This window comes from Novosphingobium sp. FG137, assembly GCF_057809735.1.
The window spans coordinates 728686-755451 of sequence record NZ_JBMDKN010000002.1 but is presented as its reverse complement, the minus strand read 5'-3'; the positions used below and the strand labels follow the sequence as shown (position 1 = coordinate 755451).

Genomic DNA, 26766 nt, shown 5'->3' with positions numbered 1-26766 from the left:
GCGGCCATGAAGCACGCCAGACACGAGGTGAGCAATGGCTAGAGTGGGCATTATCGGCAGCGCAGGTCGCATGGGGAAAGCACTGTCCGAGGCGATCGTTGTCGCAGGGCACGAAGTCTCGGGCGGCATCGATCAGGGCGGTGATCCCGTCGCACTGGCACAGGCCTCCGACGTGCTGGTCGATTTCTCGGCACCGGCGGCGCTGGAGTTCAACCTCGATGCGGCGATCCATGCCGGGATCCCGATCGTGGTCGGCACGACCGGGCTCGCCGAGCGGCACCACTGGCTGGTCGATGCAGCGGCGGTCTCCGTGCCCGTGCTGCAGACCGGCAACACCTCGCTCGGCGTGACCCTGCTGGCGCATCTGGTGCGCGAGGCGGCGATGCGGCTGGGCGAGGACTGGGATATCGAGATCGTCGAGACGCACCACCGCATGAAAGTCGATGCGCCTTCGGGCACGGCGCTGCTGCTGGGCGAGGCGGCGGCGGCCGGGCGCGGCGTGCGGCTGCAGGAGGAAGCGGTGTCCGGGCGTGACGGGGTGACCGGCGCACGTAAGGAAGGCACGATCGGGTTTGCAGCGCTGCGCGGCGGCACTGTGGCGGGCGATCACACCGTACATTTCCTTGCCGACAACGAACGCATCGCGCTCTCGCACCTCGCCGAGAACCGCGCGATCTTCGCGCGCGGCGCGGTGCGTGCGGCGCAGTGGCTGCTTGGCAAGGAGCCGGGGCGCTATGCGATGCAGGAGGTGCTTGGGCTTTGAAGAAGGACCATGTCTTCGAGTTCTTCCGGCGGCTGGCCGAAACCAATCCCGCGCCCGAAACCGAGCTCGAATACGGCAATGTCTACCAGCTGCTCGTCGCCGTGACGCTTTCGGCGCAGGCGACCGATGTCGGCGTCAACAAGGCGACGCGCGCGCTGTTTGCCAAGGTGAAGACCCCGGCGCAGATGCTGGAGCTGGGCGAAGAGGGCCTGAAGGCGCACATCAAGACCATCGGCCTGTTCAACAGCAAGGCGAAGAACGTGATCGCCATGGCCGAGATCCTCGTGCGCGAGCATGGCGGCGAAGTGCCGAACGACCGCGACGCGCTGACCCTGCTGCCGGGCGTGGGGCGCAAGACCGCCAATGTCGTGCTCAACTGCGCCTTCGGGGCGGAGACCTTCGCGGTCGATACGCATATCTTCCGGGTCGGCAATCGCACTGGCCTTGCCAAGGGCAAGACGCCGCTGGCGGTGGAGAAGCAGCTCGAGAAAAAGGTGCCGCAGCCGTTCCGCGTGGGGGCGCATCACTGGCTGATCCTGCACGGGCGCTATGTCTGCAAGGCGCGCAGCCCCGAATGCTGGCGCTGCGAAGTGGTTGACCTTTGCGGCTTCAAGGAGAAGATTCTCGAGAAGGGGGTGAAACCTGCGACTACGCCAGCGACTCGGGGGGGCGGAGCGCGCAAGAAAGCCAAGGAGAAAAAGCCGTGAGTGCTTTGAGGACCGCCGCCTTGCTGACCCTGACCACGACAGCTGCCCTGTCGCTAAGTGCCTGTGCGCCCGGCGCCGGGGCGAAGTGGGCCGCCAACGGCCACGCCGCCGACGTCCCTGCCGCGACGCCAACCGGCAAGGCCGTCAGCTGCATCCCGATTACCGCGATCCGGGAAAGCCGGGTGCGCGACGACTGGACCATCGATTTCCGCACCGGCGGCGATACCTGGTATCGCAGCAGTCTGCCCTACCGGTGCAGCAATCTGGGCTTCGAGCGGGCGTTCTCCTATTCGACCTCGCTCTCGCAACTGTGCAACGTCGATATCATCACCGTCTTCCGCAACGGCGGTGGCCCGACCGGTCCGCTGGGCTCCTGCGGGCTGGGGATGTTCCAGCCGGTGAAGCTGGCGAAAGACACGAAGAAGTAGGCTTCACGCCTCCGGATCGAGGTGCAGCCCCCGGCGGCCGTGTTCCGGCGTGTCGTACGGGGGCACCGGCTCGGGCGCATCGGGATCCAGCGGCACTTGCAGCATGCCCTCCCACTTGGTGATCACCGAGGTCGCCACGGCATTGCCGACAACGTTGGTGGCAGTGCGGCCCATGTCGAGGAAGGTATCGACGCCGAGCAGCAGCGCGACGCCTTCCACCGGCAGGCCGAACTGGGTGAGTGTCGCCGCGATCACGACAAGGCTCGCGCGCGGAACGCTGGCGATGCCCTTGGAGGTGACCATAAGCGTGAGCAGCATGGCCACCTGTTGCCCGGCAGAGAGCGGGATGTTGTAGGCCTGCGCGATGAACAGCGTGGCGAAGCTCGTGTACATCATCGAGCCATCGAGATTGAAGCTGTAGCCCAGCGGCAGCATGAACCCCGAAATGCGGCGCGGCACGCCGAAGCGGTCGAGCTGCTCGAACAGCTTGGGCAGTGCGCTTTCCGAACTGGCGGTGGAGAAGGCGAGCAGGATCGGCTCGCGGATATAGCGCGCGAGCAGCAGCACGCGTTTGCCGAGGAAGATCCCGCCCATGCCCAGCAGCAGGGTCCACAGGATCAGCAGCCCGAAGTAGAACTCGGCGACGAAAGCACCGTAGGTCACGATGATGCCGAGCCCGCGCGTGGCGATCACCGAGGCCATCGCGCCGAACACGCCGAGCGGCGCGGCGCGCATGACATAACCGGTGATCGTGAGCATCAGCGTCGCAAGCGCCTCGCAGCCGCGCACCAGCGGCGCGCCTTCCTCGCCCATCGCTGAAAGCCCGAGTCCGGCGAAGATCGAGAAGACGAGGATCTGCAGCACGTTGTTGTTGGCCATCGCGTCGAGCGCGCTGGTCGGGAACACCGAAAGCAGGAAGTGGCGCAACGTCAGATCTGCCGTGGCGAGATCGGAGACCGGCGTCGACGAGGTGATATTGAGCCCGGCGCCCGGCTGGAACAGATTGACGAGCAGCAGGCCGAGCCCGATCGAAATGAGGCTCGCCGTGATGAACCAGGCGAGCGCCCGCCCGCCGATCCGGCCCAGCGCGGCGCTATCGCCCATGCTGGCGATGCCCGTCACCAGCGTTGCCAGGATCAGCGGCGCGATGATCATCTTGATGAGGTGGAGGAACACCTCGGGCAGCAGCTTGAGGAGATCGGCGATCTCCGCGAGGTGCTTGTCGCCCGCCGGATAGGAAACGTTGAGCGCGTAGCCCACGCCGATACCGGCGAAGAGGGCGATCAGGATGTAGAGGGTCAGGCGCGTGCCCAAGTTTTCGGCTCCCCGTGTGCTTATTTGCCGTTTGCTTTGGCGTGCGAGACTAGCGGGGTCGTGGCATTAGGCAAGGCGTTGGCCGGTCAGCCCCCGCACTGCGCCCGGTGCATCAGCTTCTGATCGGCCAGCACCAACGTCATCATCGCCTCGACTACCGGCACGCCGCGAATGCCGACGCAGGGGTCGTGCCGGCCCTTGGTGAAGAGCTCGGTCGCCTCGCCTTCCCGTGTGATCGTGGGAACGGGCGTGAGGATCGAGGAGGTGGGCTTGAAGGCGACGCGCACGTGGACCGGCTGACCGGTGGAGATGCCGCCCGCGATGCCGCCCGCGTGATTGGCGAGGAATTCGGGCGCTTCTTCTCCCGATCCGGTTTTTGGTGGCCGCATCGGATCGGCATTGCCTTCACCGGTGTTGGCCGCGGCGGCGAAACCATCGCCGATCTCGACACCCTTGACCGCATTGATGCCCATCATCGCGTGAGCCAGCTCGGCATCAAGCTTGGCATAGAGCGGCGCGCCCCAGCCTGCGGGGACGCCCGTGGCGGTGCATTCGACGACGGCGCCGAGCGAGGAACCGGCCTTGCGGGCATTGTCCACCAGGGCTTCCCAGCGTGCGGCGGCCTTGGCATCAGGGCAGAAGAACGGGTTGCGCGTGATCTCTGCCGCATCGAAGTTGGCCGGATCGATGGCATCGCCGCCGATGGCGCTGACCCAGCCGAGCACTGTCACTTCCGGAATGACGAGGCGCGCCACTGCACCCGCTGCCACGCGCGCCGCAGTCTCGCGCGCGCTGGAGCGTCCGCCGCCGCGATAGTCACGGAATCCGTACTTGGCGTCATAGGCATAGTCGGCATGGCCGGGGCGATAGGCCTTGGCGACATCGCCGTAGTCCTTCGAGCGCTGGTCCACGTTCTCGATCATCAGGCTGATCGGGGTGCCGGTGGTGCGCCCTTCGAACACGCCCGAAAGGATGCGGACCTGATCCGGCTCCTGCCGCTGCGTGGTGAAGCGCGATTGTCCGGGGCGGCGTGCATCGAGGAAGGGCTGGATCTGCGCTTCGCTGATGGCGAGGCCCGGCGGGCACCCATCGACGACCGCGCCGAGGGCAGGTCCGTGGCTTTCCCCCCAGGTGGTGAAGCGGAACATGTGGCCGAAAGTGTTGAAGCTCATGGCGCAGCGCCTTTGCTCAATTTTCCGCAAATGTCACGTTTGCGCGTGAATGGTGCTTCGACAAGCTCAGCACGAGCGGTTATTTCGCGCCAAACCCTACCCCGCTCGCCCTGAGCTTGTCGAAGGGCCAAACCCGAGCTTCGCCATGTTCCTCGTCGTCTTCCGCAACCGCAAGCGCGCCGACATTGATGCCGCTGCCTATGCCGCCGATGCCGATGCGATGGAAGTGCTCGCCGCAGCGCAGCCGGGGTACCTCTCGTTCAAGAGCTACACCGCCGACGATGGCGAAGTCGTGGCGATCAGCGAATGGGTGGACGAGGAAGCGGCGCTGGCGTGGCGGCGGGTGGCAAGCCATGCCGAAATGCAGGCCAAGGGCCGCGAGACCTACTACGAGGACTACACGCTGTTCGCGGGGACGCCCAACCGGGTGCACCGCTTTTCGAGGACCAAGGCATGACGATCACGCTCTACGGCATCCCCAATTGCGACACCGTGAAGAAGGCGCGCACCTGGCTGGACGCAAAAGGGATCGCCTACACCTTTCACGACTACAAGAAGCAGGGCGCGGACTCTGCGAAGATCGCTGGCTGGATCGCTACGGCGGGGCGCGACAAAGTGGTGAACCGTGCGGGGACGACCTTCCGCAAGCTTTCGTCCGAAGATCAGGCCGCGCTGGGCGGCGAGGGTGCGCCGGACGTGCTGGCGGCCAATACCTCGGTGATCAAGCGGCCCATTGTGGAGCATCCTGGCGGGCTGCTGGTGGGATTCAAGGAAGCGGAGTGGAGCTCCATTCTGGGCTGAATTGACATGAAAAGACACGCGGGTTGCCCTGTTCAGCTGGGCTCCCCCGTGTTATCTACATCGATGTGAATACTGCTGCACCTTTCGCCTTTGCGATCACCGTCGATCCTTCGGACATCGATTTCATGGGGCACGTCAACAACGCGTCCTACCTCAAATGGGTTCAGGATGCCGTCGTCGGCCACTGGCGCGCGTTTGCCCCGGCGCAGGCGATTGCCGACCACGTGTGGGTCGCGACCAATCACAACATCACGTACCGGCGGCCGACGTTCCTCAACGATCCGGTGATCGCGCATGTGATTCTGGAGCGGGTGCAGGGTGCGCGCGCGTTCTACGAAACGATCATCAAACGCGGCGAGGATGTGCTGGCCGAAGTGAAATCAAGCTGGTGCTGCCTCGATGCCGCCACCTTGCGTCCGGCGCGGCTGGCGCGTGAACTGGTCGAGAAGTTTCTGCCCACTTCGGCGGGGTAATTCGCACCCCACCCCGCTCATGCTGAGCTTGCCGAAGCATGCAAGCGCGGCGGTTGCGGCAACATCCTTCGACAGGCTCAGGATGAGCGGGGTGAGGGTCTGTGCACCACCCCTTAGCGCAGCTTCGCGATTTCCAGTCCGTCCTCCTTGGCGCGAATCTTGATCGATTCCTCGCTGCGGGTCAGCGCCTTGGCGAGGCCCTTCAGCGCCATGCCCTTCTTGGCGAGCATGTGCAGCTTCTGCACCTCATCGGTGGTCCAGGCCTGCTTGTGGCGTTCGAAGACTTTTCCGGTCGCCATCAGGCTTGCACCTCTTCCGTTCTGCGCGCGGTGACAATGTAGTTGAGCGAAAGGTCGTCCGAGAGGTGGAGGCCTTTCAGCGGGCTCCACGAAATGCCCTTGGGGTTGCCCATCGCAAATCCCGCTTCGGCGAGCAGATCGCTGAGCTCCAGCGGCGTGATGAAATCCTCCCAGTGGTGCGTGCCCTTGGGCACCATGCCGACCGTTTCCGCCGCACCGACCAGCAACAGGCGCGAGGCGGCGGTGCGGTTGGGGGTGGAGATGACCAGCAGGCCGTCTTCTGCGACCGTCGCCACGAGGCCCGCGATGAAGGCGGCTTTGTCTGCCACATGCTCGATCACCTCCATCGAGGTGACAAGATCGAAGCCGGTGAGCCCGAACTCCGCCAGTTCGCCGTGGCGATAGTCGATGGCAAGGCCGCTGCCCTCTGCATGGGCGCGGGCGGCGGCGATGTTTTCTTCCGCCGCGTCAACTGCCGTGACGCTTGCGCCCATCCGCGCCAGCGGTTCTGCCAGCAGCCCGGCGCCGCAGCCGACATCGAGCGCGCGGCGCCCCGCCAGCGGGCGCAGGCCCTTCGGATCGGCGGCGAAGTGCGAATCAATCGCTTCGCGCAGGAAGGCGAGCCGCACCGGGTTGAGCTTGTGCAGCATGGCCGAGCTGCCCTTGGGATCCCACCATTCGGCCGCCAGCTTGCCGAAATGGGCGGCTTCCTCGGGCCTGATGGTTGCTGCGGTGGTTGCATTGCTCATGCTGCGACTCTAAAGCGCCGCGTCCGCGCGGTCGAGGGGCCGCGGGGGAAACCTTTTTTGTTGCTGCGGGGGATAGAGCGTGGCCCGGATCGTGATGAAATTCGGCGGCACTTCGATGGCCGGGACCGAGCGCATCCGCCGCGTGGCCGGCATCGTCAAGCGCCAGCAGGAAGCGGGGCACGAAGTTGCCGTCGTCGTCTCGGCCATGGCGGGCGAGACCGACCGACTGGTGACGTTCTGCCGCGAGGCCAATGCCCTCTATGACCGCGCCGAATACGACGTGGTTGTCGCGGCGGGGGAGCAGGTCACTGCAGGCCTCCTCGCGCTCCATCTTCAGGCGCTGGGCTGCAAGGCGCGCTCGTGGCTTGGCTGGCAGCTGCCGGTGCGCACCGACGATGCCCATGCTGCCGCGCGGATCGAGGATATCGAATCGGGCGCACTGCTCGCCTCCATGGCGGCGGGTGAGATTGCGGTGATCCCGGGCTTTCAGGGCCTCGACCCCCAGGCCCGAGTGACCACGCTTGGCCGGGGCGGCTCGGATACCTCGGCGGTCGCGGTGGCGGCGGCGGTGCACGCGGACCGCTGCGACATCTACACCGACGTCGACGGCGTCTACACCACCGATCCGCGCATCGTGGCGAAGGCGCGCAAGCTGAAATACGTGACTTACGAGGAAATGCTCGAGCTCGCCTCGGTCGGCTCGAAGGTGCTGCAGACGCGCTCGGTCAGCCTTGCGATGAAGGAAGGCGTGCGCGTGCAGGTGCTCTCCTCGTTCATCGATGAAAGCGCGCCGCCAGCCGACAGCATTCCCGGCACGATGATCGTCAGCGACGAAGAATTGGCCAAGATTACGGAGGGAACCGACATGGAACGCCAGCTGATCACCGGCATCGCTGCCGACAAGAACGAGGCCAAGGTGACGCTGACCCGCGTGCCCGACCGTCCGGGTGCGGTGGCCGCGATCTTCGGCCCGCTCGCCGAGGCGAACATCAACGTCGACATGATCATCCAGAACATCGCCAAGGACAAGGGCGAGACCGACGTGACCTTCACCTGTCCGCAGGCGGACCTCGCCCGCACACAGGCGCTGATCGAGGAGCGCAAGGAAGCGATCGGCTACTACCGCATGATCGCGGACAGCAAGGTCGCGAAGGTCTCGGTGGTCGGCGTCGGCATGCGCAGCCACGCGGGCGTCGCCTCGACCATGTTCAAGGCGCTGGCGGACCGGGGCATCAACATCCAGGCGATCTCGACCAGCGAGATCAAGGTTTCGGTGCTGATCGACGCGGACGAAGTGGAACTCGCGGTGCGTGTGCTGCACACCGCTTACGAGCTCGACGCGGCGTAAAGTCCCGCCTCCCGGCGCCGTTGCGAAGCCGGAAGGCAGGGTGCGACCCGGGACCGGGCCTTGGTGGACCGGCTCTCGGCTTTCTCGAAAATGCCTGACGCCGCCTTTCTGCGTGCTGTACGGCGATCGCGCAAACGACAAACTTTGCGCACTGAAATCGAGGCGGCCGATCAGGCTGCCAACTTCCCGCCTTGTTGCCGCCACGAAGCAGCCCTAAAGGCGCTCGTTTGCAGGCTGCGCTAGACGAGACGTTCCGAATGACCGCATTTCCCAAGACCCACGCCCTCATGGCGCGCGGTGCAGAGTTTCTTGGTACCGAGCATGCCGTGCTGTGCGGCGCGATGAGCTGGGTTTCCGAGCGCAATCTCGTGGCCGCGATCAGCAATGCCGGCGGTTTCGGCGTGATTGCCTGCGGGGCGATGACCCCCGAACTCCTCGATGCCGAGATCACGGCGACAGCGGCGCTTACTGCCAAGCCCTTTGGCGTGAACCTCATCACGATGCATCCGCGCCTGTTCGATCTGATTGAGGTGTGCAGCCGCCACAAGGTGGGCCACGTCGTGCTCGCGGGCGGGATTCCGCCCAAGGGTTCGGTTGAGGCGATCAAGGCGTTCGGCGCCAAGGTCATTGTGTTCGCACCTACTTTGGCACTCGCCAAGAAGCTGTTCCGCTCGGGCGCCGATGCGCTGGTGATCGAGGGTTCCGAAGCCGGCGGGCATATCGGCCCGGTCTCGACCTCGGTGCTGGCGCAGGAATTCCTGCCCGCGCTGGCGGCTGAACATGTGGTGTTCGTGGCCGGCGGGATCGGCCGCGGCGAGATGATCGCCAGCTACCTCGAAATGGGCGCGAGCGGGGTGCAGCTTGGCACCCGCTTTGCCTGCGCCAGCGAATCCATCGCGCATCCGGCGTTCAAGGCGGCCTTCTTCCGCGCCAATGCGCGCGATGCGGTGGCCAGCGTGCAGATCGATCCGCGCCTCCCCGTCATCCCGGTGCGCGCGCTGCGCAACAAGGGCAGCGAGGAATTCAACGCCAAGCAGATCGAAGTCGCGCGGCGACTTGATGAAGGCGTGGTCGACATGGGCCAGGCGCAGCTGGAGATCGAGCATTTCTGGGCGGGCGCCCTGCGCCGCGCGGTAATCGACGGCGATGTCGAACGCGGCTCGGTCATGGCCGGGCAGTCTGTCGGCATGGTGACTAAGGAAGAGCCGGTCGCCGCGATCATGGCCGAACTGATGACGGAGTGCGAGGCGGCGCTGACGCGCGGTTGAGCGCAGATCGAAGAAGGTGAACGCTGTGCCGCCCCCTTCCGCGAACCGCGCCTCCATCGGCTTCGTCTTCGCCATTGTGCTGATCGACATGCTGGGCTTCGGCATTGCGCTGCCGGTGCTGCCCGGGCTGATCATGTCCCTCGCGCATGTGCCGATTTCCGTGGCGGCAGAATATGCCGGCTGGCTCGGTGCGGGCTATGCCGTGATGCAATTCGTGTTCGCGCCGGTGATCGGGAACCTGTCTGACCGGTTCGGGCGGCGGCCGGTGCTGCTCGCCGCGATTCTGGCGATGGGGCTGGACTACCTGCTGCAGGCCATGGCCCCGGCCTTCTGGTGGCTGATCATCGGGCGCCTCGTCGCTGGGGCGACGGGCGCGAGCTTCTCCGCCGCCTATGCCTATGTCGCCGATGTCACCCCGCCCGAAAAGCGCGCGGCGAGCTTTGGCCTGATGGGCATGGCCTTCGGGATCGGCTTCGTGGTCGGCCCGGCGCTCGGCGGGGTGCTGGGCTCGATCGATCAGCGCCTGCCGTTCGAGGCGGCGGCGGTGCTGGCGCTGGCCAACTTCGCGTTCGGCCTCGTGTTTCTGAAGGAATCGCTTCCGCCCGAAAGCCGCCGCCCGTTTGACTGGCGCCGCGCCAATGCGCTTGCCTCGCTGCGCGCATTGCGCAAGCAGAGCACGACCGTGCTGTGGTTTGTCGGCGCGCTGGCCGTGTGGCAGCTGGCCTATATCGTCTACCCTTCGACCTGGGCCTACTTCGCGATTGCGGCCTATGGCTTTTCGACGCGCGATGTCGGGCTGGCGCTGGCGATGGTGGGGATCACCAGCGCGCTGGTGCAGGGTTTCGGGCTCAGGCTGGTGATGCCGAAGCTGGGCGAGCGGCGGACGGTGATGCTGGGCGTTGCCTCGCTGGCGGCGGCGGCGGTGCTCTATACGATCGCGACCACGACCTGGGTGGTCTATCTCGCGATTGCCGTTGGTGCACTCTCCGGCATGGTCCAGCCCTCGATCGCGGCGATGAACAGCAAGGTGGTTGATGCGCGAAGCCAGGGTGAATTGCAGGGCGCGACCCAGTCGATCAATTCGATCGCGGCAATTATCGGCCCGCCGCTCTACACGCAGACTCTGGCGCACTTCAGTGGCCCGGCTGCGATCCTCAACCTGCCGGGCGTTACCATGCTGCTGGCCGCAGCCATTTCCGTGGTGGCGATGCTGCTGTTTCTCAAAGGCGCGAGCCTTCTGACGAAGACCGCTCAGCCTTCCAGTTCGACGTCCCAGTAGAGCCAGTCGCGCCAGCTATCGTGGAGGTGGCCGGGCGGGAACAGGCGGCCGCGCTCCTGCAAGTGCCATGAGGTCGGCCGGATCGGTTCGGTGATCAGGCGCATCGCCGCCTGTGCCGGGGTGCGGCCGCCTTTGCGCATGTTGCACGGCGCGCAGGCGGCGACGACGTTTTCCCAGGTCGTGCGCCCGCCAAGGCGGCGCGGCACCACATGGTCGAAAGTCAGCTGATCAGGGCAGCCGCAGTACTGGCACTGGAACTTGTCGCGCAGAAACAGGTTGAAGCGCGTGAAGGCGGGAAACTCGCTCGGCCGCACGTATTGCCGGAGCGCGATGACCGAAGGGATCTTCATGTCGAGCGAGGCGCTGTGGACTTCGCGGTCGTAGGTCGAGACGATATCGACCCGTTCGAGGAACACCGCCTTGATCGCCGTCTGCCACGGCCAGAGGCTCAGGGGATAGTAGCTGAGCGGGGTGTAGTCCGCATTGAGCACGAGCGCCGGGCAGTTTGAAAGATGGCGATCATGGCCCAATAGCGCGGTATCACCGCCGTGGGGCCTGGCTTCTGCCGCCCGCTCGATCAGCGCCCTGTGAAGCATGCTCCCAACCGGCCCTTTCGCTCCCTGGCGCCCGAAGCCTCACCCGGAGGCGAAGCAAGGCGCCTTCGGGGTGCGATGTGAGGGATGCGGATGACCGCTTCGTGACGCATGGGCAGAAAAGACCACAGCCCTCTCGCGTGCGTCAAGAGGACGCGCGCATTCCTGTCCACAGGTGCATAAGCCTGTGGACAGGATGGGGGCAATTCCCGCTAAAGCGAGCAATTACAGGGGCGTGATCCGCATGGCACCTACCCGGAAAACTCCCCGTCGCCCCGTGCTTGACACGGGGCTTGGCTAACCTTTGCTGCCAAGGAAAGCCCAGGCCCGTGTCAAGCACGGGCCGACGGAAGCCTTTTGAGAAATGAACCGAACTTCAAATCCGCGATGTTACTTGCTGTAGGCCTTCACCAGCTCATAGAGATAGGCGCGGCCGGTCATCAGCGACTTGATCTCGATCCGTTCGTTGAGGCCGTGGACGCCGTTGCCGTCCGGATTGCCCCAGCTGCCCGGCACGCCATAGGTCGGGATACCCACCGCGCCGAGGAACACCGCGTCGGTCGCGCCGGTCGACATCGTCGGCACCACCGGCACGCCAGGGAAGTACTTGGCAGCAAGCTTTTCCATCGGGCCGATGATCGCCGGATCCATCGGTGGGGTCTTGGCGATGGGCCGCAGGGGCGGAGCGAGGGTCACCGTCACCCCGGCATCGGCGACAACGGCCTGCAGTTCCTTCTGCACTTCCTCGACCGAGTGGCCGGGGAAGATGCGGCAATTGACGTTGGCCCCGGAGCGCTGCGGCAGCGCGTTGTTGGCATGGCCGCCGTCGATCAGCGTGGCGACGCAGGTGGTGCGCAGCATCGAGTGGAACGTGCGGTCGGTATTGAGCACGGCCTCGGCCGAGCCGTCTGCCGGGTTGGCGGCAATCGCCTGCATCGCCTTGCCGAGATCGTCATTCCGCGCGGCGCCCGCCTTGGCGAAGAAGGCGCGCGTCGTATCGGAAAGCTCGAGTTTGAAGTCGTAGTTCTGCAGCTTCACGAGCGCGGCGGCGAGTTCGTAGATCGCGTTGTCGCGCACCGGGATCGAGCTGTGGCCGCCCGGATTGCGGGTTTCGAAGCGGTAGTTCTGCACGCCCTTCTCGCCGACCTGGATCGATTCCACGACGAGCTTGCCGCCTTCGGAGACGCCCTTGCCATTGGTGCGCCCGCCGCCGCCTTCGTTGAGCGCGTAGGCTGCATCGATCAGATCGCGCTTGTTCTTGGCCAGCCATTCGGCGCCGTTGAACGCGTAAGTCGTCTCCTCGCCGCAGGTGAGCGCGAGCTTGAGCGTGCGCTTGGGCTTGAAGCCCTCCTGCTTGAAGCGGATCAGCGTATCGACCCAGCTGGCCGCCATCGCCTTGTCGTCGCTCGTGCCGCGCGCGTAGAGATAGCCGTTCTCTTCGATCAAGGTGAAGGGATCGCGCACCCAGTCCTCGCGCTTGGCTTCTACCACATCGAGGTGGGCGAGCAGCAGGATCGGCTTCTCGGTCTTCGAAGTGCCGGGCATGACGGCGACAAGGCCGCCTTCCTTGGGCTTTTCGGGCGTGGCAAAGAGCGTCAGCTGGTCGTCGGTGAAACCGGCGGTCTTGAGGCGCGCCGCCATGCGCTCGGCTGCCAGCGTGCAGCTGCCGGAAGAGAGTGTCGTGTTGGTTTCGACGAGCTCCTTGTAGAGGCTGCGGAACGCTTCCTCTCCGCCGTAGGGATCGGCCTTCGCGGCCGGCGCGGCCAGTGCCGGAGAGGTGAGCAGGGCGGCCGAAATGGCGCCGGTCAGCAGCTTGCGCATGGGGTGACAAGTCCTTTGTCGTGAGGGGGTTGCGGCGTGTTTCAGCACGATTGGCGCCCCGCCGCCAGTCCCCCTCGCTTCAGCGGGTGAAACAGGGCTCTCCCTTGTGCAAAACAGGGCGGATTCGCTTGGGAAATCGGCCTTTAATGCCTATGTCTGAATGATGGCCAGTACGAACGAAAACATCCCCAACGCCAACGAATATGGCGCCGATTCCATCAAGGTCCTGCGCGGGCTCGATGCAGTGCGCAAGCGCCCCGGCATGTACATCGGCGATACCGATGATGGCTCGGGCCTGCACCACATGGTGTTCGAGGTTTCGGACAACGCGATCGACGAGGCGCTGGCCGGGCATTGCGATCTCGTGCTGATCGAATTGAACCCCGATGGTTCGGTCTCGGTGGAAGACAATGGCCGCGGCATCCCGACCGGCATCCACGCCGAGGAAGGCGTTTCCGCCGCCGAAGTGATCATGACCCAGCTCCACGCGGGCGGGAAGTTCGAGAACACCAGCGACGACAACGCCTACAAGGTTTCGGGCGGGCTGCATGGCGTCGGCGTCTCGGTGGTCAACGCGCTCTCGGAATGGCTCGAGCTCACGATCTGGCGCGATGGGCAGGAGCACTGGATGCGCTTCGAACACGGCGACGCGGTCGCCCCGCTCAAGGTCACTGGCCCGGCTCCGGACGATGGCAAGGGCGGGGTCAAGAAGGGCACGCGGGTCACGTTCTCGGCCAGCCACGAAACCTTCAAGAACGTGCTCGAGTTCGATTTCGACAAGTTGCAGCACCGCTACCGCGAGCTGGCCTTCCTCAATTCCGGCGTGCGCATCCTGCTGCGCGACAAGCGGCACGAGGAAGTGGCCGAGCACGATCTCTATTATGTCGGCGGGATCGGCGCGTTCGTGCAGTACCTTGATCGCAACAAGCAGCCCCTGATGCCCGAGCCGATTGCCATTTCCGCGAGCCGCGACGGCGTGGGGATCGATGTCGCGCTCGAATGGAACGACAGTTACTACGAAAACGTCCTCGCCTTCACCAACAACATCCCCCAGCGCGATGGCGGCACGCACCTCGCTGCCTTCCGCGCGGCGTTGACGCGCACGCTCAATGGCTATGCCGACCGCTCGGGGATGCTGAAGAAGGAGAAGGTCTCGCTTACCGGCGATGACATGCGCGAGGGGCTGACCGCGATCGTTTCGGTCAAGCTGCCGGACCCCAAATTCTCCTCGCAGACCAAGGACAAGCTGGTCAGCTCCGAAGTGCGCCAGCCGCTCGAAAGCCTGATGGCTGACAAGATGAGCGAATGGCTGGAGGAAAACCCCGCCCATGCACGCGCCGTGATCCAGAAGGTGATCGACGCCGCCGCCGCGCGCGAAGCGGCCAAGAAGGCGCGCGAGCTGACCCGGCGCAAGGGCGCGATGGATATCGCCAGCCTGCCCGGCAAGCTGGCGGATTGCCAGGAGCGCGATCCCGCCAAGTGCGAACTGTTCCTCGTCGAGGGCGATTCGGCAGGCGGCTCGGCCAAGCAGGGGCGTGATCGGCACTTCCAGGCGATCCTGCCGCTCAAGGGCAAGATCCTCAACGTGGAGCGCGCGCGGTTCGACCGGATCATCGGCTCGAAGGAAGTCGGCACGCTGATCCAGGCGATGGGCACCGGCATTCGCGACGAGTTCAACCTCGCCAAGCTGCGCTATCACAAGATCGTGATCATGACCGACGCCGACGTCGACGGCGCGCATATCCGCACGCTGCTGCTCACGTTCTTCCACCGCCAGATGCCCGAGATCATCCGCGAAGGGCACCTCTTCATCGCCCAGCCGCCGCTCTACAAGGTGGCGAAGGGGCGCAGCGAGGTCTACCTCAAGGACGGCCCGGCGCTCGATCGTTACCTTGTCGAGGCAGGCCTTGCCGGCCGCATGCTGGAAACCGCCGGCGGTGCGCGCAGCGGGGCGGATCTTGCCGGCCTTGTCGAGCACGCGCTGCGCTTCCGCAACCTGATGGCCTTCGCGCCCAAGCGCTATGATCCGACGATCATCGAGGCGCTGGCGCTGGCGGGCGCGCTTGAGCCCGAGATGACCGCAGCCGAGCGCGACGCGGCGCTGGCTGCCAGCGTGCGCTGGATGGACCGGGGCGAGCACGACGCGCGCTGGGTTGCTGAAGTGGCCCCCGATGGCGGCTATCGCATCCAGCGCGTGTGGCGCGGGGTGACTGACAACCACACGATCGAACCCGGCTTCCTTTCGAGTGCCGAGGCGCGCAAGCTCGCCCGCCTCGCCGGGGAGCAGGCCGAAGTCTATGCCATGCCCGCGCGGCTGGTGCGCACCAGCGCCGCCGCTGCCGAGCCGGAGCCAGAGGCCGTGCTGGAAGGGCAGGAGGGCGAGGCCGAAGCGCCAGCGCCCGTGCGGCCTGCGACCAAGGAAAGCGCCGGGATCACCCGGCCGTCCGAACTCCTTGCGCAAGTGCTGGCGGCGGGGCGCAAGGGCCTTGCCATCTCGCGCTACAAGGGTTTGGGCGAAATGAACGCCGATCAGCTGTGGGAGACGACGCTCGATCCCACCCAGCGTTCGCTGCTGCAGGTGAAGATGGAAGACGCCGACGTGACCGACGAAATCTTCACCCGCCTGATGGGCGACGTGGTCGAACCGCGCCGTGATTTCATTCAGGAAAACGCGCTCAACGTGGCGAACCTGGACGTCTGAGGTGGCGGGCGCGACTCTGGCCGAAATCCCCTGGGATCAGGCCGCGACGATGATCGACCTCGAAGGCCGCGTGCCGATCATCGGCACGATCCGCGAATGCGCGCTGCACTTCACGCTCTACAAACCGCACGCGCGCGAGAATGCGCGTCTGCTGCTGACGGTGCCGGTCCACCGCGAGGGCCGTGCGACGCGGACCTGGCTGCTGGAGCCTGCGGAGATCGCGGTGCTGGCGGCGCGGCTGAAGGAAGAGGAATAGACGCGAGCGGCCATGGCCCCTGCATCCCGTTCGTCGCTCCTGCAACGCCAGCCGTTCACTTGACACGAACGGGACGTTGAGAACGGGAGCTTAACCGGCCCCATGCCACGCTCCCCGGGATGGAATCCTACGTCCTCATCGCCGGACAGGCATTGTGCCTCTTCAGCCTCTGGGTGCTGGCGCGCCGCGACTGGGTGCGGCTGACGCGCCCGGCCCGGCGGGTGGAGGCGGTTGTGACGGGCTATCGCTCGACCTGGAACGAGGGCAGCCGCAGCTACGCCCCGGTCTATCACTTTACCAGCGAAAGCGCGGAGCATGAGGTGGTGGAAGCAGTCTACAGCGGAGCGCAGAAGCCGCCGCTAGGGACCGTGGTTTCACTCAGGCACCCCGCAGGCCGACCCGATCTGGCCCAAGTGCCCCGCCCACTGATGTGGCTGACGGTCTATGCACTGCTGGTTTTCATGGAGGCGGTGCTGCTGGCAAAGATGATGGGGTGGTTGGAGGGTTAGACTTTGCGGCGCGCTCTGGCCCGCACGCCATATCCTCCCCTCGTCCTTCCCGCGCAGGCGGGAACGGTGAGGCGCTCAATAAATCCCCAGCCGATCCGCATAGAGCAGCCGCCCGCCCGAAAGGTGCCAGAGCGCCTCGTTGAAGTCCGCCTCGCTCATCGCGAAGCAGCCGTCGCTGCGGCCCAGCTTGCCCCATTTCTCCAGCATGTCGGGATTGGCATACCACGCCGGGTGCAGCACTATCGCACGCTCCAGCGTATTGCTGTTTTCGGGATCGATCCCGCCGAGCCGGATCGAAGTGCCGTATTTTCCCTTGTACCACTCATAGGTGATGAACGCCCCGCGCGAGGTGGCGAGGCTGCCCACGTCGTTGGAAAAGGTCTTGAGAAACCCGTCGTGCTCCGGGTCCGAGCCCTTGCCATGCGCGACGAGGAACGAGCGGACTTCGCCCTTCTCCAGATCGGCGAAATGCAGGCGCGGCATGGCCGAAGGCAGCGCGAAATCGGCAACGCCAACGATATCGGTGCGCCACAGTACCGATCTGACGCGCTCCATCTGCTCCTTCGCCACGGCAAGGATGCGGCGGTTCTGTTCGGGCACGCTGTAGGGCTGGGCAAAGACGCGCAAAGGAGCGGCCGCAGCAACAACCGTTGCCGCAGCGCCCTTGATGAGCCCGCGTCTGTTTACCAGTCCCGTCATATGTCCCGAATATACGGCCAGTTACGCCGATTTTCCAGACTGGGCGTCCGATTGGGCGCCCAAGCGGGCCAGATCTGCGCCGTCCACCCGCATCACCGTCCACTCGTCCATCAGCCGCGCGCCGAGCTTCCTGTAGAAACCGATCGCGGGCTCGTTCCAATCGAGCACCGACCATTCGAGCCGCGCGCAATCCCGCTCCACTGCCAGCGCGGCGAGCCGCGAGAGGAGCGCCTTGCCGAGCCCGCTGCCGCGCGCCTCGGGCCGCACGAACAAGTCCTCCAGATAGATCCCCGGCTTGCCCTCGAAGGTCGAAAAGTTGTGAAAGAACAAGGCGAAGCCCTGCGCCGCGCCATCAACCTCGCCGATGATCACCTCGGCATAAGGGCGCACGCCGAAGAGCTTGGCCCCCAGCACAGCTTCATCAAAGCGCACGGCGTCCGCCAGCTTCTCGTAATCGGCAAGCGCGCGGATGAGGTCGGCGATCAGCGGCAGATCGGCGGGCGTGGCAGGGCGGATGGTAACTGTCATGCGCGCGCTCTTAGCCCGCAATCAGCAGCCGGTCACCCTTCAAGGTCACACTGCCCAGCCGCCGCAGCGCCGATTGGCCGAGCAGGCTGACCGGCAGATCGGGCACCACGACCGCCTCGATCCCGGTCAGGTCGTGCCCGCCGATGGTCAGCCGCTCGATCTCCACCGGCGCGGCCATGCCGGTGCCTGAGGCCGTCTGCAGCATCGGGCGATATTCGGAAGGATCGGGCCGCAGCCCCAGCCGGTCCGCATCATCCTCGGTCAGCGCCACCACATCCGCGCCGGTATCGACGAGAAAGCGCACCGGCTCACCGCCCACATCGACATTGAGATGGAACTGCCCCTGCGCATCGCGCGCAATCTCGATCATTTCGGCAGTCCCGCCGCGCTTGGGTGGGGGCGCATCCTTGCTCCATGGCGAGACATGCTCCGGCCTTGCCGGGCGCGCATCTCCGGGCGGCTCGACAGTGAGCCGCGGCGCCAGCAGCGCGCTGCCGAAAACGACGAGGCCGGCAATGACGATGAAGCGGGTCATGACGGGGCGATTGTGCCCTCGAAGCGTTAGGAAATCACCAAGACCTGCCGCTAGAGCCAGAGGACGTTAGAGGCCCAGGCCTTCAAACTGCTTGGCGAAGAAGAAATCGATGTTGAAGTGGATGGTCATGTCCTTCCCATCGCGCGGATCGGTGACCGTCATCGCATCGAACTTCCTGTCCTTGTCGTTCAGCAAGGCCTGACTCTTGGGCTTGAACCCGATCAGCCGCAGGATCTGGTATTCCTCGTCGACGCTCACCGCGTTCCATGCGGTGTCCGGCGTCTTGCCGTTCTTGCCGCCCATCACCGATTGCAGCAGCGACATGAGCAGATTGTGCTGGCGGGCCTGCTCGTCCTTGCGGCCCAGCTTTTCGTAGGCGATCTCGCACAGGTAGTTGGCATCGATATCCAGCGGATTGACCTTGAGCCAGACCATCGCCCGCTCAAGCGCCTTGGCGGGCTCTTTGTCGAGCAGGTCATAGGCCTTGCCCCCGTCTTCCCACGATGGCGGCATGTAGCCCAGCGCGCGCGAATTCTCCTGCCGCAGCCAGAGCATGTCGGTCGAGGCGTCGTTTGCCTTGGCCTTCTCGATCATCGCCGCGATTGCCGCGGGATCGACCTTGTTCCTGGCCGCAGCCGGCACAGCGATCAGCCCGATCAGCAGCGCCGCTGCCAGAAGCCAGTTCTTCAAACCCATCGCGCCGTGTCCCCCTCGCTGGCGCGGCTTGTGCGCAGCTACTCCGCTAGCACTTCCGCCTTCCCCGCATCGGTCGTCGCCGCTTCCATCTCGGCGGCCTTCTTCTCCACCAGCGCGACGATATGCTCCAGCATCTCCTCGCTCTGCACGGTGTGGTCGGTCACGCCCGAAAGGTAGACCATGTGCTTGCCGTTGCCGCCGCCCGTCAGGCCAACGTCAGTCTCGCGCGCTTCGCCCGGGCCATTGACCACGCAGCCCAGCACCGAAAGCGAGATCGGCGTCTTGATGTGGCTGAGGCGGCTCTCCAGCGCCTCCACCGTGCGGATCACGTCAAAGCCCTGCCGCGCGCACGAGGGACACGAGACAACGCGCACGCCGCGTGTACGCAGGCCGAGCGACTTCAGGATCTCGAAGCCGACGCGCACTTCCTCTTCGGGCTCGGCCGAGAGCGAGACGCGCAGCGTATCGCCGATGCCCGCCCAGAGCAGGCTGCCAAGCCCGATCGAGGACTTGACCGTGCCGCCGATCAGCCCGCCCGCCTCGGTAATGCCCAGATGCAGCGGGCAATCGACTGCTTCGGCGAGGCCCATGTAGGCCGCGACGGCAAGGAACACGTCGGAGGCCTTCACCGCCACCTTGTATTCGTGGAAATCGTGGTCCTGCAGCAGCTTGATGTGATCGAGCGCGGATTCCACCAGCGCCTCGGGGCAAGGCTCGCCGTACTTTTCGAGGAGGTCCTTTTCGAGGCTGCCCGCGTTCACGCCGATGCGGATCGCGCAGCCATTGGCCTTGGCCGCGCGCACCACTTCGGCCACGCGGTCGCTCGATCCGATATTGCCGGGGTTGATGCGCAGGCACGCCGCGCCCGCATCGGCGGCTTCCAGCGCGCGCTTGTAGTGAAAATGGATGTCCGCCACGATCGGAATGCGCGCCGCGCGCACGATCTTGCCCAGCGCCGCAGTGCTTTCCACATCGGGGCACGAAACGCGGATGATATCCGCCCCCGCATCCTCGCAGCGGCGGATCTGGTTGATCGTGGCGACGGGATCGCTGGTCAGCGTGTTGGTCATGGTCTGCACCGTGATCGGCGCATCGCCGCCAACGGGAACGGACCCAACCATGATCTGGCGGCTCTTGCGGCGCGCGATATCGCGCCAGGGGCGTACTGAGGACATGGGTCGCCTTATACCTGCTCGGCTCCGGCATGGCCATGGGTTTCGCCGCCATGGCCTTCACGTACGAGACGGCGCGCATAAAGAAATTCGGGATCGCAGTGGCTCCCGACCCAGAACTCGATATCGGCGATCTTGGCAAAGCCGTAGCGATGGTAGAACCGCTGCGCCTCGGGATTCTCGCTATAGACGGAGAGCTGGATCTCGTCCGCGCCGACTTCTTCTGCCTGGGCCAGCGCCCAGTCCATCAGCTTTGCGCCGAATCCGCCCCCGATGCGCGCGGGATCGGTGTAGAGCTGCTTCAATTCCAGCGGCGCGCGCGCATCGCTGTGCCCGGCGGGCATCGTGCTCTGCAGCACCAGCTTGCAGAAGGCGACCAGCGCACCGTCTTCCTCGATCACCGCGATGCGCATGCCGGGATCGGCGATTTCCTTGGCCACCTTCTCCTCACTGTGCGCCTGCCCGAGGAAGGTGGCGAAGTCCTCCGGCTTGTAGAGGTGCTGGAACTTGGCGCTGACAGCGCGGCGGCCAAGATCGGCAAGCGCGGCGGTATCGGCGGGAGTGGCGTGGCGCAGAAGCGGCAGGGACGTGGCAGGCATGCCGCGCCCATACCGCCACGCGCGGCCCGAAATCAATCGGCCAGCGCGACCTTGGCCGGCCTGCTATAGGGCACGAACTGATCGAGCGACACGAATCCGCGCCAGAACAACCCGTTGCGATCGCGCAGCTGAACCACGTCGATATTGCAGAGCTGCGAGCTCACCAGCTGGGTGACGAGGATATCGTCCGAATTGAGCGACGAAGCGCCCGACTTCGGCCGCTGGACATAGAGCGTGCTGCCGCTGCCATAGACGATCGCGGTCTTGTCGATCACGCGCGAGGACTGGACGTTGGGCAGGTTGATGCAGTTGACCGGCTTGCCGGCAACGCGGCCATCAAGCAGCTTGGCCAGCTGTTCCTCACCGGTCAGGCGGGGACGGGCGTCGGCAGCCGCACCAGCCAGCAGCAGCGCGCCGGCGGCGACAACGAACCCGAGCTTTGTGGCGTTCCGGATCATGACGTGCCCTTTCTCATTCCAATTGGCGGGCAGGCTACGCCGCGCCGCCTTAACCAGCGCTGACTGTAGTTTCCCTGAGGGCACCCTAAACCAAGTCGCAGGCCCTATGCCTACTACGTAGTTCTCCTGGTGTCGCATTTCGAGACTGCTGACCCGGTCCGCACAAGGGTGTGCGGGGATTTGGCTCAGGCCGGAGCGAAAATCGTCGCTTCCGAGAACCGGCGCGCAGCGTACTTTCAGTACGTGAGCACCGGAAGCGCAGAAAGCGGCGGTTTGCAGCCCGGCATGGGCCAAATACCCGCATACCCTGGGGTCAGGCTGTGCCGCCTACCGTGAGCCCTTCGACCAGCAGGGTCGGCTGGCCGACACCTGCCGGCACGCTCTGCCCGCCCTTGCCGCAGACGCCCACGCCTTCGTCCAGCGCCATGTCATTGCCGATCCCGGTCACGCGCGTCAGCACGCTCGGCCCGTCGCCGATCAGGGTCGCGCCCTTGATCGGCGCGCCCAGCTTGCCGTTCTCGATGCGGTAGGCCTCGGTGCAGGAAAACACGAACTTGCCGCTGGTGATGTCAACCTGCCCGCCGCCGAACGACTTGGCGAAGATGCCGTTCTTCACGCGGCTGAGCAGCTCGGCCGGATCGTCGCTGCCGCCCCGCATGAAGGTGTTGGTCATACGCGGCATCGGCGCGTGGGCATAGGATTCGCGCCGCCCGTTGCCGGTGGGCGCAAGGCCCATCAGCCGCGCGCTCATCCGGTCGTGGATATAGCCCTTGAGAATGCCGTCCTCGATCAGCACGGTCTCCTCGGTCGGCGTGCCTTCGTCATCGATGGTGAGCGAGCCGCGCCGTCCGGGGATCGACCCGTCGTCGACCACGGTCACGCCCGGTGCCGCCACGCGCTCGCCGATCCGGCCCGAAAAGGCGCTGGTGCCCTTGCGGTTGAAATCGCCTTCAAGGCCGTGCCCGATGGCTTCATGCAGCAGGATGCCGGGCCAGCCGGGCCCGAGCAGCACGGTCATCTCGCCCGCCGGGGCGTCGACCGATTCGAGATTGACGAGCGCCTGCGCCAGCGCGGTATCGATCGCGCGGTTCCACGTGTCCGCCTCGAACAGATCGTCATAGAGCCGCCGCCCGCCGATGCCGAAGCTGCCCGTCTCGCGCCGCCCATTGTGCTCCGCGACAATCGACACGTTGAGCCGCACCAGCGGCCGCACATCCTGAGCGACAAAGCCGTCCGCCCGCACGATCTCGACCACCGACCAGCTCGCGGCAAGGCTCGCCGAAACCTGCGCCACGCGCGGATCGCGCGCCCGCGCTGCGGCATCGATCGTCTCGAGCAGCTTGACCTTGGCCGCGAAGGGGATCGCATCGAGCGGTGAGGCATCGGTGTAGAGATGGCGGTTGTTCTGGCGCGGCGGGACGGCGGCCGCGCCCTTTGCCGGATCGAGCAGCTTCAGCGTCTCGCCGGCGCGCGCGATGGCGGCGGCGGAAATCTCGTTGGCATGGGCAAAGCCGGTCATCTCGCCCGAAACGCCGCGCAGGCCGAACCCGGCATCGCGCGAATAGTCCGCCGTCTTCAGCCGCCCGTCGTCGAAACCGAAGCTCTCGCTGGCAATGAACTGGAGATAGAGTTCGCCATCCTCGCAGGCGCCCAGCGCCGTGGCGGTCAACGCCCGCGCCTCCTCAGGGGTCAGCAGTCCGGGACGATAGAGCAGCGAGCGGGGATCGGGCGTATGGGTCATGCGCAGGGATATAGGCAGCCCTGCCGCATCACGCCACCGTGATTACGCGCCCGCCTGATCCGCCGGTCCGCCCTTCAGCACAAAGCGACGATCACAATAGCCGCATTCCGCGTAGCCCCGCTCGTCGATCTCGATCCACACGCGGGGATGCCCCAGCGCCGCGCCGCCGCGGATGCCGTCAGCGCCGTCGCAGCGGACGCGCGAGCTTGTGGTGAGAACCGTCTCGGGTGCCTGGATCGTGGTCATGGCCGCGCGGTTAGCAAACCGGCATGCCGCCGACAAGCAGGTGGTTGCACCCGTCCTGCCTTGCCCCCTTTACGCCAAGCGCATCAAGGGGCAGGGAGAACCCCATGGAAACGACCCCCGCCATCCGCATCCGCGATCTCGTCAAGCGCTACGCCCCGGCTGGCAGCAAATCGGGAGAGGGCAAGCTCGCGCTCGGCGGCGTGAGCTTCGATGTGCCGCAGGGCCAGATCTTCGGCCTGCTCGGTCCGAACGGCGCGGGCAAGTCCACGCTGATCAACACGCTGGCCGGGCTTGTGATGAAATCGTCCGGCTCGGTCGAGATCTGGGGCTTCGACATTGATCGCGAGCCGCGCAACGCCAAGGCCTCGATCGGGATCGTGCCTCAGGAAATCGTGTTCGATCCGTTCTTCACGCCGCTCGAAGTGCTCGACATCCAGGCCGGGCTCTATGGTGTGCCGCCTGCTGCGCGCCGTTCGCTCGAACTCCTGCAGTCGGTCCATCTGGCCGACAAGGCCAATGCCTATGCCCGCTCGCTTTCGGGGGGCATGAAGCGCCGCCTGCTCATCGCCAAGGCCATGGTCCATACCCCGCCGATCCTCGTGCTCGACGAGCCGACCGCAGGCGTCGACGTGGAACTGCGGCGACTGCTTTGGGAACTGGTGGTCGATCTTAACCAGCAGGGCGTTACCATCGTCCTGACGACGCACTACCTCGAAGAGGCGGAGCAGCTGTGCGACCGCATCGCGATCATCAATCACGGACGGCTGATTACCGACCAGCCCACGCGTGAGCTGGTGGGCATGATGCGCGAGAAAATCGTGGTGCTTACACTGGATCGCCCGATCGTTGCCGCACCGCAGCACGAGGCCTTTGTAAAGAGCACGATTTCTGGCGAACGCGAGCTTCGCGTGACCTACAACAAGGACCGCATCAACGCGGGTGACGTGCTCACGCTGGTCCAGTCGCTCGGTTACGGAATCGTCGATGTCTCGACTGACGAGGCAGACCTCGAGGATGTCTTCGTCAAACTGACGAGCGCCCCTGCGGGCGCGGCCGGGTAAACCCCGCTGCGCCTCGCGAGCATTTTGCTATATTTTTGATTTTAAATCTCGTTTTGCTCTGAAAAGAGCTTCCAATAGCCCCGGCCTGACCGGCGGATCGTGCGTTTGCAGTCACGGCACCGACCGACGTGGCGGGTGCCGTTCCACCGTACGGACGCCGGATCGGAGCGATGCCTGTTGAACAGGCAGAATGGTAGACGCCATAGCATGGCATGTGATCCTGGAGTGGAGAAGCGACCGCCAGAATCCTACCAGTTCGCAGATGCGGAAACAAACACCCAAAAGGCGTAAGTACAATTATTTTACCTCGCGCCCCGCACCGCATGAGACTTTCCAAACGCCGCAGGGACAGGCAAAGAGCATGCGTGTTTGATCATCTTCCTGATGTGCCCCGGGTCTGGTCATGAGTGCCTCGGAACCCGCCAGCCCTGATGTCCTGATCATCGGCTCCGGCGCCGCCGGCCTCACGGCCGCTCTGGTGCTCGCAGAACGTTGCCGCGTCCTCGTGCTCGCCAAGGGCGCGCTGGACGGCGGCTCGACCGCGTGGGCGCAAGGCGGCATTGCCGCCGTGCTCGACGAGGGGGATACCTTCGACGATCATATCCGCGATACCATGGTCGCCGGTGCCGGCCTCAACCGCCGCGACACCGTGGAATTCGTGGTGGAGAACGCACCCGCGGCGATCCGCCGGCTCGCCGATCTCGGTGTCCCGTTCAATGCCGAATCCGGCGCCTTGCACCTCACGCGCGAGGGCGGGCACTCACACCGCCGCATCGTCCATGTCGACGACGCCACCGGCTGGGCCGTGCAGCAGGCGCTGATCGCGGCTGCCACAGCGCACCCCAACATCACCCTGCGGCCCGACATGGTCGCGATCGATCTGGTAACCGACCGCCACCGCGCCGACCGCACGGACGGCGAAAGCGGCGGTCACCGCGTCTGGGGCGTCTACGCGCTTGATACCGGAACTGGCCGCGTCGAATGCTTCGCCGCGCGCGCCACGATCCTGGCGACCGGCGGCGCGGGCCGCACCTATCTCTTCAGCACCGCCCCGCGCGGCGCGACCGGAGACGGCATCGCGATGGCTTGGCGCGCAGGCTGCCGCGTCTCCAACATGGAATTCATGCAGTTCCACCCGACTTGCCTCTACAACCTCGAGGTCAAGAACTTCCTGATCACCGAGGCGGTGCGCGGCGAAGGCGGGCACCTCAAGCTGCCGCCGGGCGTGCCGGGCGGCGGCGAGCGCTTCATGCCGCGCTTCGACCCGCGCGAAGAACTCGCCCCGCGCGATATCGTCGCCCGCGCGATCGACCACGAGATCAAGCGGCTCGGGCTCGATTACGTCCACCTCGATATCAGCCACAAGGACCCGGAATTCGTCCGCGGCCACTTTCCCAATATCTACGAGCGGCTGCTCGGCCTCGGCATCGACATGACGAAGGAGCCGATCCCGGTCGTCCCCGCGCAGCACTACACCTGCGGCGGCGTCCTCATCGATCTGGCCGGCCGCACGGATCTCGACGGGCTCTATGCCGTCGGCGAGTGCTCGGAAAGCGGGCTCCACGGTGCCAACCGCCTTGCCTCCAACAGCCTGCTCGAATGCTTCGTGTTCGGCGATGCCGCCGCGAATGACATCCTCGCCCGCTGGGAGAGCTTCCCGGCCCCGCCCGCGCTCAGCCCGTGGGACGAGAGCCGCGTCTCGGATTCCGACGAGGAAGTCGTCATCAAGCAGAACTGGACCGAACTGCGCCGCTTCATGTGGAACTACGTCGGCATCGTGCGCACCAACAAGCGCCTCGAACGCGCGGCGCACCGCATCAAGCTGCTCAATGGCGAGGTCAATGACTACTACGGCAACTTCCGTGTGACGGCAGACCTGATCGAGTTGCGCAACTTGCTCCAGACCGCCGAACTCATCGTGAAGAGCGCGCGGGCCCGGCGCGAAAGCCGGGGCCTGCACTTCACCGAAGATTACCCCCAGACCCAGCCCGCCGCGCGCGATACGGTGCTGGTGCCTGGCTGAAGGCGGGCGGAAGGCCGCAGCGCGCCCACCCCGCCTGCATCCTTTCCGCGAACCACCCCACCTTCGTCATTCCCGCGAAGGCGGGAATCCAGAGCGGTCAGGCGCAGCCCGCGTCCCTACAAATGCCGCCCGATAAAGATCAGCACCATCGCGCCCAGCACGGAGGCGATGCACCCGGCTCGGCTCACCTGGCCGCCGTCGTTGCTGCCCCAGCCTGCCGCGAGGCCCGCCACCAGCGAGCCGGCGATGCCCAGCAGGATCGTGCGGCCAAGGCCCATCGGCACCGTGCCGGGATAGAGATAGCGCGCGGCGAGACCGACGAACAAGCCGCTGAGAATGATCGAGATAAGCTTGAACACGCTGCCGCTCCGCTTTTGCAACCGCTGCGACGCATATCGCGCGCCGTGCCCAACGCGCCAGTGGATAATCGGGTGGCAAACGTGGTGAAGGGTCTGGACAGCCATATTGTCCACAAGATCGGTGGACGGTGCTGAAATATTTTCGGGAAGCTCAGATTGGGACTTGAA

At 65.6% G+C, this 26766-nt stretch carries 30 protein-coding genes; 14 read left to right on the top strand and 16 right to left on the bottom strand.

The genetic code is table 11. From position 1 onward, the window contains the following. The first annotated feature begins 34 nt into the window (after positions 1-34). From dapB to ACODS2_RS09265, 3 genes are read left to right on the top strand one after another with little or no spacing between them, the layout of a single operon-like run. A complete protein-coding gene (gene dapB, locus ACODS2_RS09275) occupies positions 35-763 on the top strand; it encodes a 4-hydroxy-tetrahydrodipicolinate reductase (protein ID WP_488998548.1) in 729 nt (242 codons plus the stop codon). Beyond that, a complete protein-coding gene (gene nth, locus ACODS2_RS09270; RefSeq protein WP_488998547.1) occupies positions 760-1470 on the top strand; it encodes an endonuclease III in 711 nt (236 codons plus the stop codon). Before dapB ends, nth begins: the two co-directional genes overlap by 4 nt. Further along, positions 1467-1898, top strand: a complete 432-nt coding sequence (locus ACODS2_RS09265; protein WP_488998546.1) for a hypothetical protein — start codon at positions 1467-1469, stop codon at positions 1896-1898. The genes nth and ACODS2_RS09265 overlap by 4 nt, the downstream gene beginning before the upstream one ends. 3 nt (positions 1899-1901) lie before the next feature. Here the strand turns inward: ACODS2_RS09265 and ACODS2_RS09260 are convergent, their stop codons facing one another. Both ACODS2_RS09260 and aroC read right to left on the bottom strand, forming a co-directional pair. Further along, positions 1902-3212: a dicarboxylate/amino acid:cation symporter gene (locus ACODS2_RS09260; protein ID WP_488998545.1), complete on the bottom strand. Its 1311-nt coding sequence runs from the start codon at positions 3210-3212 to the stop codon at positions 1902-1904. An 86-nt stretch (positions 3213-3298) separates the two neighbouring features. Further along, positions 3299-4384 carry a chorismate synthase gene (gene aroC, locus ACODS2_RS09255; RefSeq protein WP_488998544.1) on the bottom strand — a complete coding sequence of 362 codons (1086 nt, stop codon included), beginning with the start codon at positions 4382-4384 and terminating at the stop codon, positions 3299-3301. 145 nt (positions 4385-4529) lie between these two features. Between aroC and ACODS2_RS09250 the strand changes: the two genes are divergently transcribed. The 3 genes from ACODS2_RS09250 to ACODS2_RS09240 all read left to right on the top strand — a co-directional run bounded on the left by ACODS2_RS09250 (position 4530) and on the right by ACODS2_RS09240 (position 5658). Further along, complete coding sequence (locus tag ACODS2_RS09250; protein ID WP_488998612.1) at positions 4530-4841, top strand: antibiotic biosynthesis monooxygenase family protein; 312 nt, start codon at positions 4530-4532, stop codon at positions 4839-4841. Then, complete coding sequence (locus tag ACODS2_RS09245) at positions 4838-5185, top strand: arsenate reductase (RefSeq protein ID WP_488998543.1); 348 nt, start codon at positions 4838-4840, stop codon at positions 5183-5185. The genes ACODS2_RS09250 and ACODS2_RS09245 overlap by 4 nt, the downstream gene beginning before the upstream one ends. Positions 5186-5250: 65 nt before the next feature. Next, positions 5251-5658, top strand: a complete 408-nt coding sequence (locus ACODS2_RS09240; RefSeq protein ID WP_488998542.1) for an acyl-CoA thioesterase — start codon at positions 5251-5253, stop codon at positions 5656-5658. A 113-nt stretch (positions 5659-5771) separates the two neighbouring features. On the opposite strand, the gene ACODS2_RS09235 is transcribed toward ACODS2_RS09240, so the two are convergent. Next, a complete protein-coding gene (locus ACODS2_RS09235; protein ID WP_488998541.1) occupies positions 5772-5957 on the bottom strand; it encodes a hypothetical protein in 186 nt (61 codons plus the stop codon). Further along, the gene (gene ubiG / locus ACODS2_RS09230) at positions 5957-6706 is read right to left on the bottom strand and encodes a bifunctional 2-polyprenyl-6-hydroxyphenol methylase/3-demethylubiquinol 3-O-methyltransferase UbiG (RefSeq protein ID WP_488998540.1); all 750 of its coding nucleotides are present in this window, start codon (positions 6704-6706) and stop codon (positions 5957-5959) included. The genes ACODS2_RS09235 and ubiG overlap by 1 nt, the downstream gene beginning before the upstream one ends. A 79-nt stretch (positions 6707-6785) precedes the next feature. Here ubiG and ACODS2_RS09225 point away from each other — a divergent pair, with 79 nt between their 5' ends. From ACODS2_RS09225 to ACODS2_RS09215, 3 genes are all read left to right on the top strand, one after another. Then, a complete protein-coding gene (locus ACODS2_RS09225; protein ID WP_421836665.1) occupies positions 6786-8054 on the top strand; it encodes an aspartate kinase in 1269 nt (422 codons plus the stop codon). A 257-nt stretch (positions 8055-8311) separates the two neighbouring features. After that, complete coding sequence (locus tag ACODS2_RS09220; protein ID WP_488998539.1) at positions 8312-9322, top strand: NAD(P)H-dependent flavin oxidoreductase; 1011 nt, start codon at positions 8312-8314, stop codon at positions 9320-9322. A 25-nt stretch (positions 9323-9347) separates the two neighbouring features. Next, on the top strand, positions 9348-10601 hold the full coding sequence (locus ACODS2_RS09215; RefSeq protein WP_488998538.1) for a TCR/Tet family MFS transporter: 1254 nt from the start codon (positions 9348-9350) through the stop codon (positions 10599-10601). Here the strand turns inward: ACODS2_RS09215 and ACODS2_RS09210 are convergent. Together ACODS2_RS09210 and ACODS2_RS09205 are read right to left on the bottom strand one after the other, a co-directional pair. Then, entirely contained in the window at positions 10574-11197 is a 624-nt protein-coding gene (locus tag ACODS2_RS09210; protein ID WP_488998537.1) for an HNH endonuclease, read from the bottom strand. The genes ACODS2_RS09215 and ACODS2_RS09210 overlap by 28 nt on opposite strands. Before the next feature lie 387 nt (positions 11198-11584). Beyond that, positions 11585-13015, bottom strand: a complete 1431-nt coding sequence (locus tag ACODS2_RS09205; RefSeq protein ID WP_488998536.1) for a M20/M25/M40 family metallo-hydrolase — start codon at positions 13013-13015, stop codon at positions 11585-11587. Between the two features lie 163 nt (positions 13016-13178). Here ACODS2_RS09205 and gyrB point away from each other — a divergent pair, with 163 nt between their 5' ends. The 3 genes from gyrB (at position 13179) to ACODS2_RS09190 (ending at position 16481) form a co-directional block, all read left to right on the top strand. After that, positions 13179-15716 (top strand): DNA topoisomerase (ATP-hydrolyzing) subunit B, encoded by a 2538-nt coding sequence (gene gyrB / locus ACODS2_RS09200; protein WP_488998535.1) that lies wholly within the window; start codon positions 13179-13181, stop codon positions 15714-15716. 49 nt (positions 15717-15765) lie between these two features. After that, positions 15766-15972, top strand: coding sequence for a hypothetical protein (locus ACODS2_RS09195; protein ID WP_488998611.1), 207 nt, complete (start codon positions 15766-15768; stop codon positions 15970-15972). Positions 15973-16091: 119 nt separating this feature from the next. Continuing rightward, positions 16092-16481: a hypothetical protein gene (locus ACODS2_RS09190; protein WP_488998534.1), complete on the top strand. Its 390-nt coding sequence runs from the start codon at positions 16092-16094 to the stop codon at positions 16479-16481. A gap of 75 nt (positions 16482-16556) precedes the next feature. Here the strand turns inward: ACODS2_RS09190 and ACODS2_RS09185 are convergent, their stop codons facing one another. The 9 genes from ACODS2_RS09185 to ACODS2_RS09145 form a co-directional block, all read right to left on the bottom strand. After that, positions 16557-17180 (bottom strand): murein L,D-transpeptidase catalytic domain-containing protein, encoded by a 624-nt coding sequence (locus tag ACODS2_RS09185; RefSeq protein ID WP_488998533.1) that lies wholly within the window; start codon positions 17178-17180, stop codon positions 16557-16559. Between the two features lie 21 nt (positions 17181-17201). Beyond that, positions 17202-17708, bottom strand: coding sequence for a GNAT family N-acetyltransferase (locus tag ACODS2_RS09180; protein WP_488998532.1), 507 nt, complete (start codon positions 17706-17708; stop codon positions 17202-17204). 10 nt (positions 17709-17718) lie between these two features. After that, positions 17719-18243, bottom strand: coding sequence for a retropepsin-like aspartic protease family protein (locus ACODS2_RS09175; protein ID WP_488998531.1), 525 nt, complete (start codon positions 18241-18243; stop codon positions 17719-17721). Between the two features lie 66 nt (positions 18244-18309). Beyond that, a complete protein-coding gene (locus ACODS2_RS09170) occupies positions 18310-18939 on the bottom strand; it encodes a DUF4919 domain-containing protein (RefSeq protein ID WP_488998530.1) in 630 nt (209 codons plus the stop codon). 38 nt (positions 18940-18977) lie between these two features. After that, positions 18978-20114 carry a flavodoxin-dependent (E)-4-hydroxy-3-methylbut-2-enyl-diphosphate synthase gene (ispG, locus tag ACODS2_RS09165; protein WP_488998529.1) on the bottom strand — a complete coding sequence of 379 codons (1137 nt, stop codon included), beginning with the start codon at positions 20112-20114 and terminating at the stop codon, positions 18978-18980. Between the two features lie 8 nt (positions 20115-20122). Further along, positions 20123-20710 (bottom strand): GNAT family N-acetyltransferase, encoded by a 588-nt coding sequence (locus tag ACODS2_RS09160; protein WP_488998528.1) that lies wholly within the window; start codon positions 20708-20710, stop codon positions 20123-20125. A gap of 32 nt (positions 20711-20742) precedes the next feature. Continuing rightward, positions 20743-21168, bottom strand: coding sequence for a hypothetical protein (locus tag ACODS2_RS09155; RefSeq protein ID WP_298164306.1), 426 nt, complete (start codon positions 21166-21168; stop codon positions 20743-20745). Between the two features lie 313 nt (positions 21169-21481). After that, positions 21482-22909: a metalloprotease TldD gene (gene tldD, locus ACODS2_RS09150; protein WP_488998527.1), complete on the bottom strand. Its 1428-nt coding sequence runs from the start codon at positions 22907-22909 to the stop codon at positions 21482-21484. Positions 22910-22951: 42 nt separating this feature from the next. Further along, positions 22952-23155: a zinc-finger domain-containing protein gene (locus tag ACODS2_RS09145; protein ID WP_488998526.1), complete on the bottom strand. Its 204-nt coding sequence runs from the start codon at positions 23153-23155 to the stop codon at positions 22952-22954. A 104-nt stretch (positions 23156-23259) separates the two neighbouring features. On the opposite strand from ACODS2_RS09145, the gene ACODS2_RS09140 reads away from it, so the two are divergent. After that, on the top strand, positions 23260-24216 hold the full coding sequence (locus tag ACODS2_RS09140; protein WP_488998525.1) for an ABC transporter ATP-binding protein: 957 nt from the start codon (positions 23260-23262) through the stop codon (positions 24214-24216). Between the two features lie 403 nt (positions 24217-24619). Next, positions 24620-26239 carry an L-aspartate oxidase gene (nadB, locus tag ACODS2_RS09135; RefSeq protein ID WP_488998524.1) on the top strand — a complete coding sequence of 540 codons (1620 nt, stop codon included), beginning with the start codon at positions 24620-24622 and terminating at the stop codon, positions 26237-26239. A gap of 116 nt (positions 26240-26355) precedes the next feature. On the opposite strand, the gene ACODS2_RS09130 is transcribed toward nadB, so the two are convergent. Next, a complete protein-coding gene (locus ACODS2_RS09130; protein ID WP_488998523.1) occupies positions 26356-26598 on the bottom strand; it encodes a GlsB/YeaQ/YmgE family stress response membrane protein in 243 nt (80 codons plus the stop codon). Between the last annotated feature and the right edge of the window lie 168 nt (positions 26599-26766).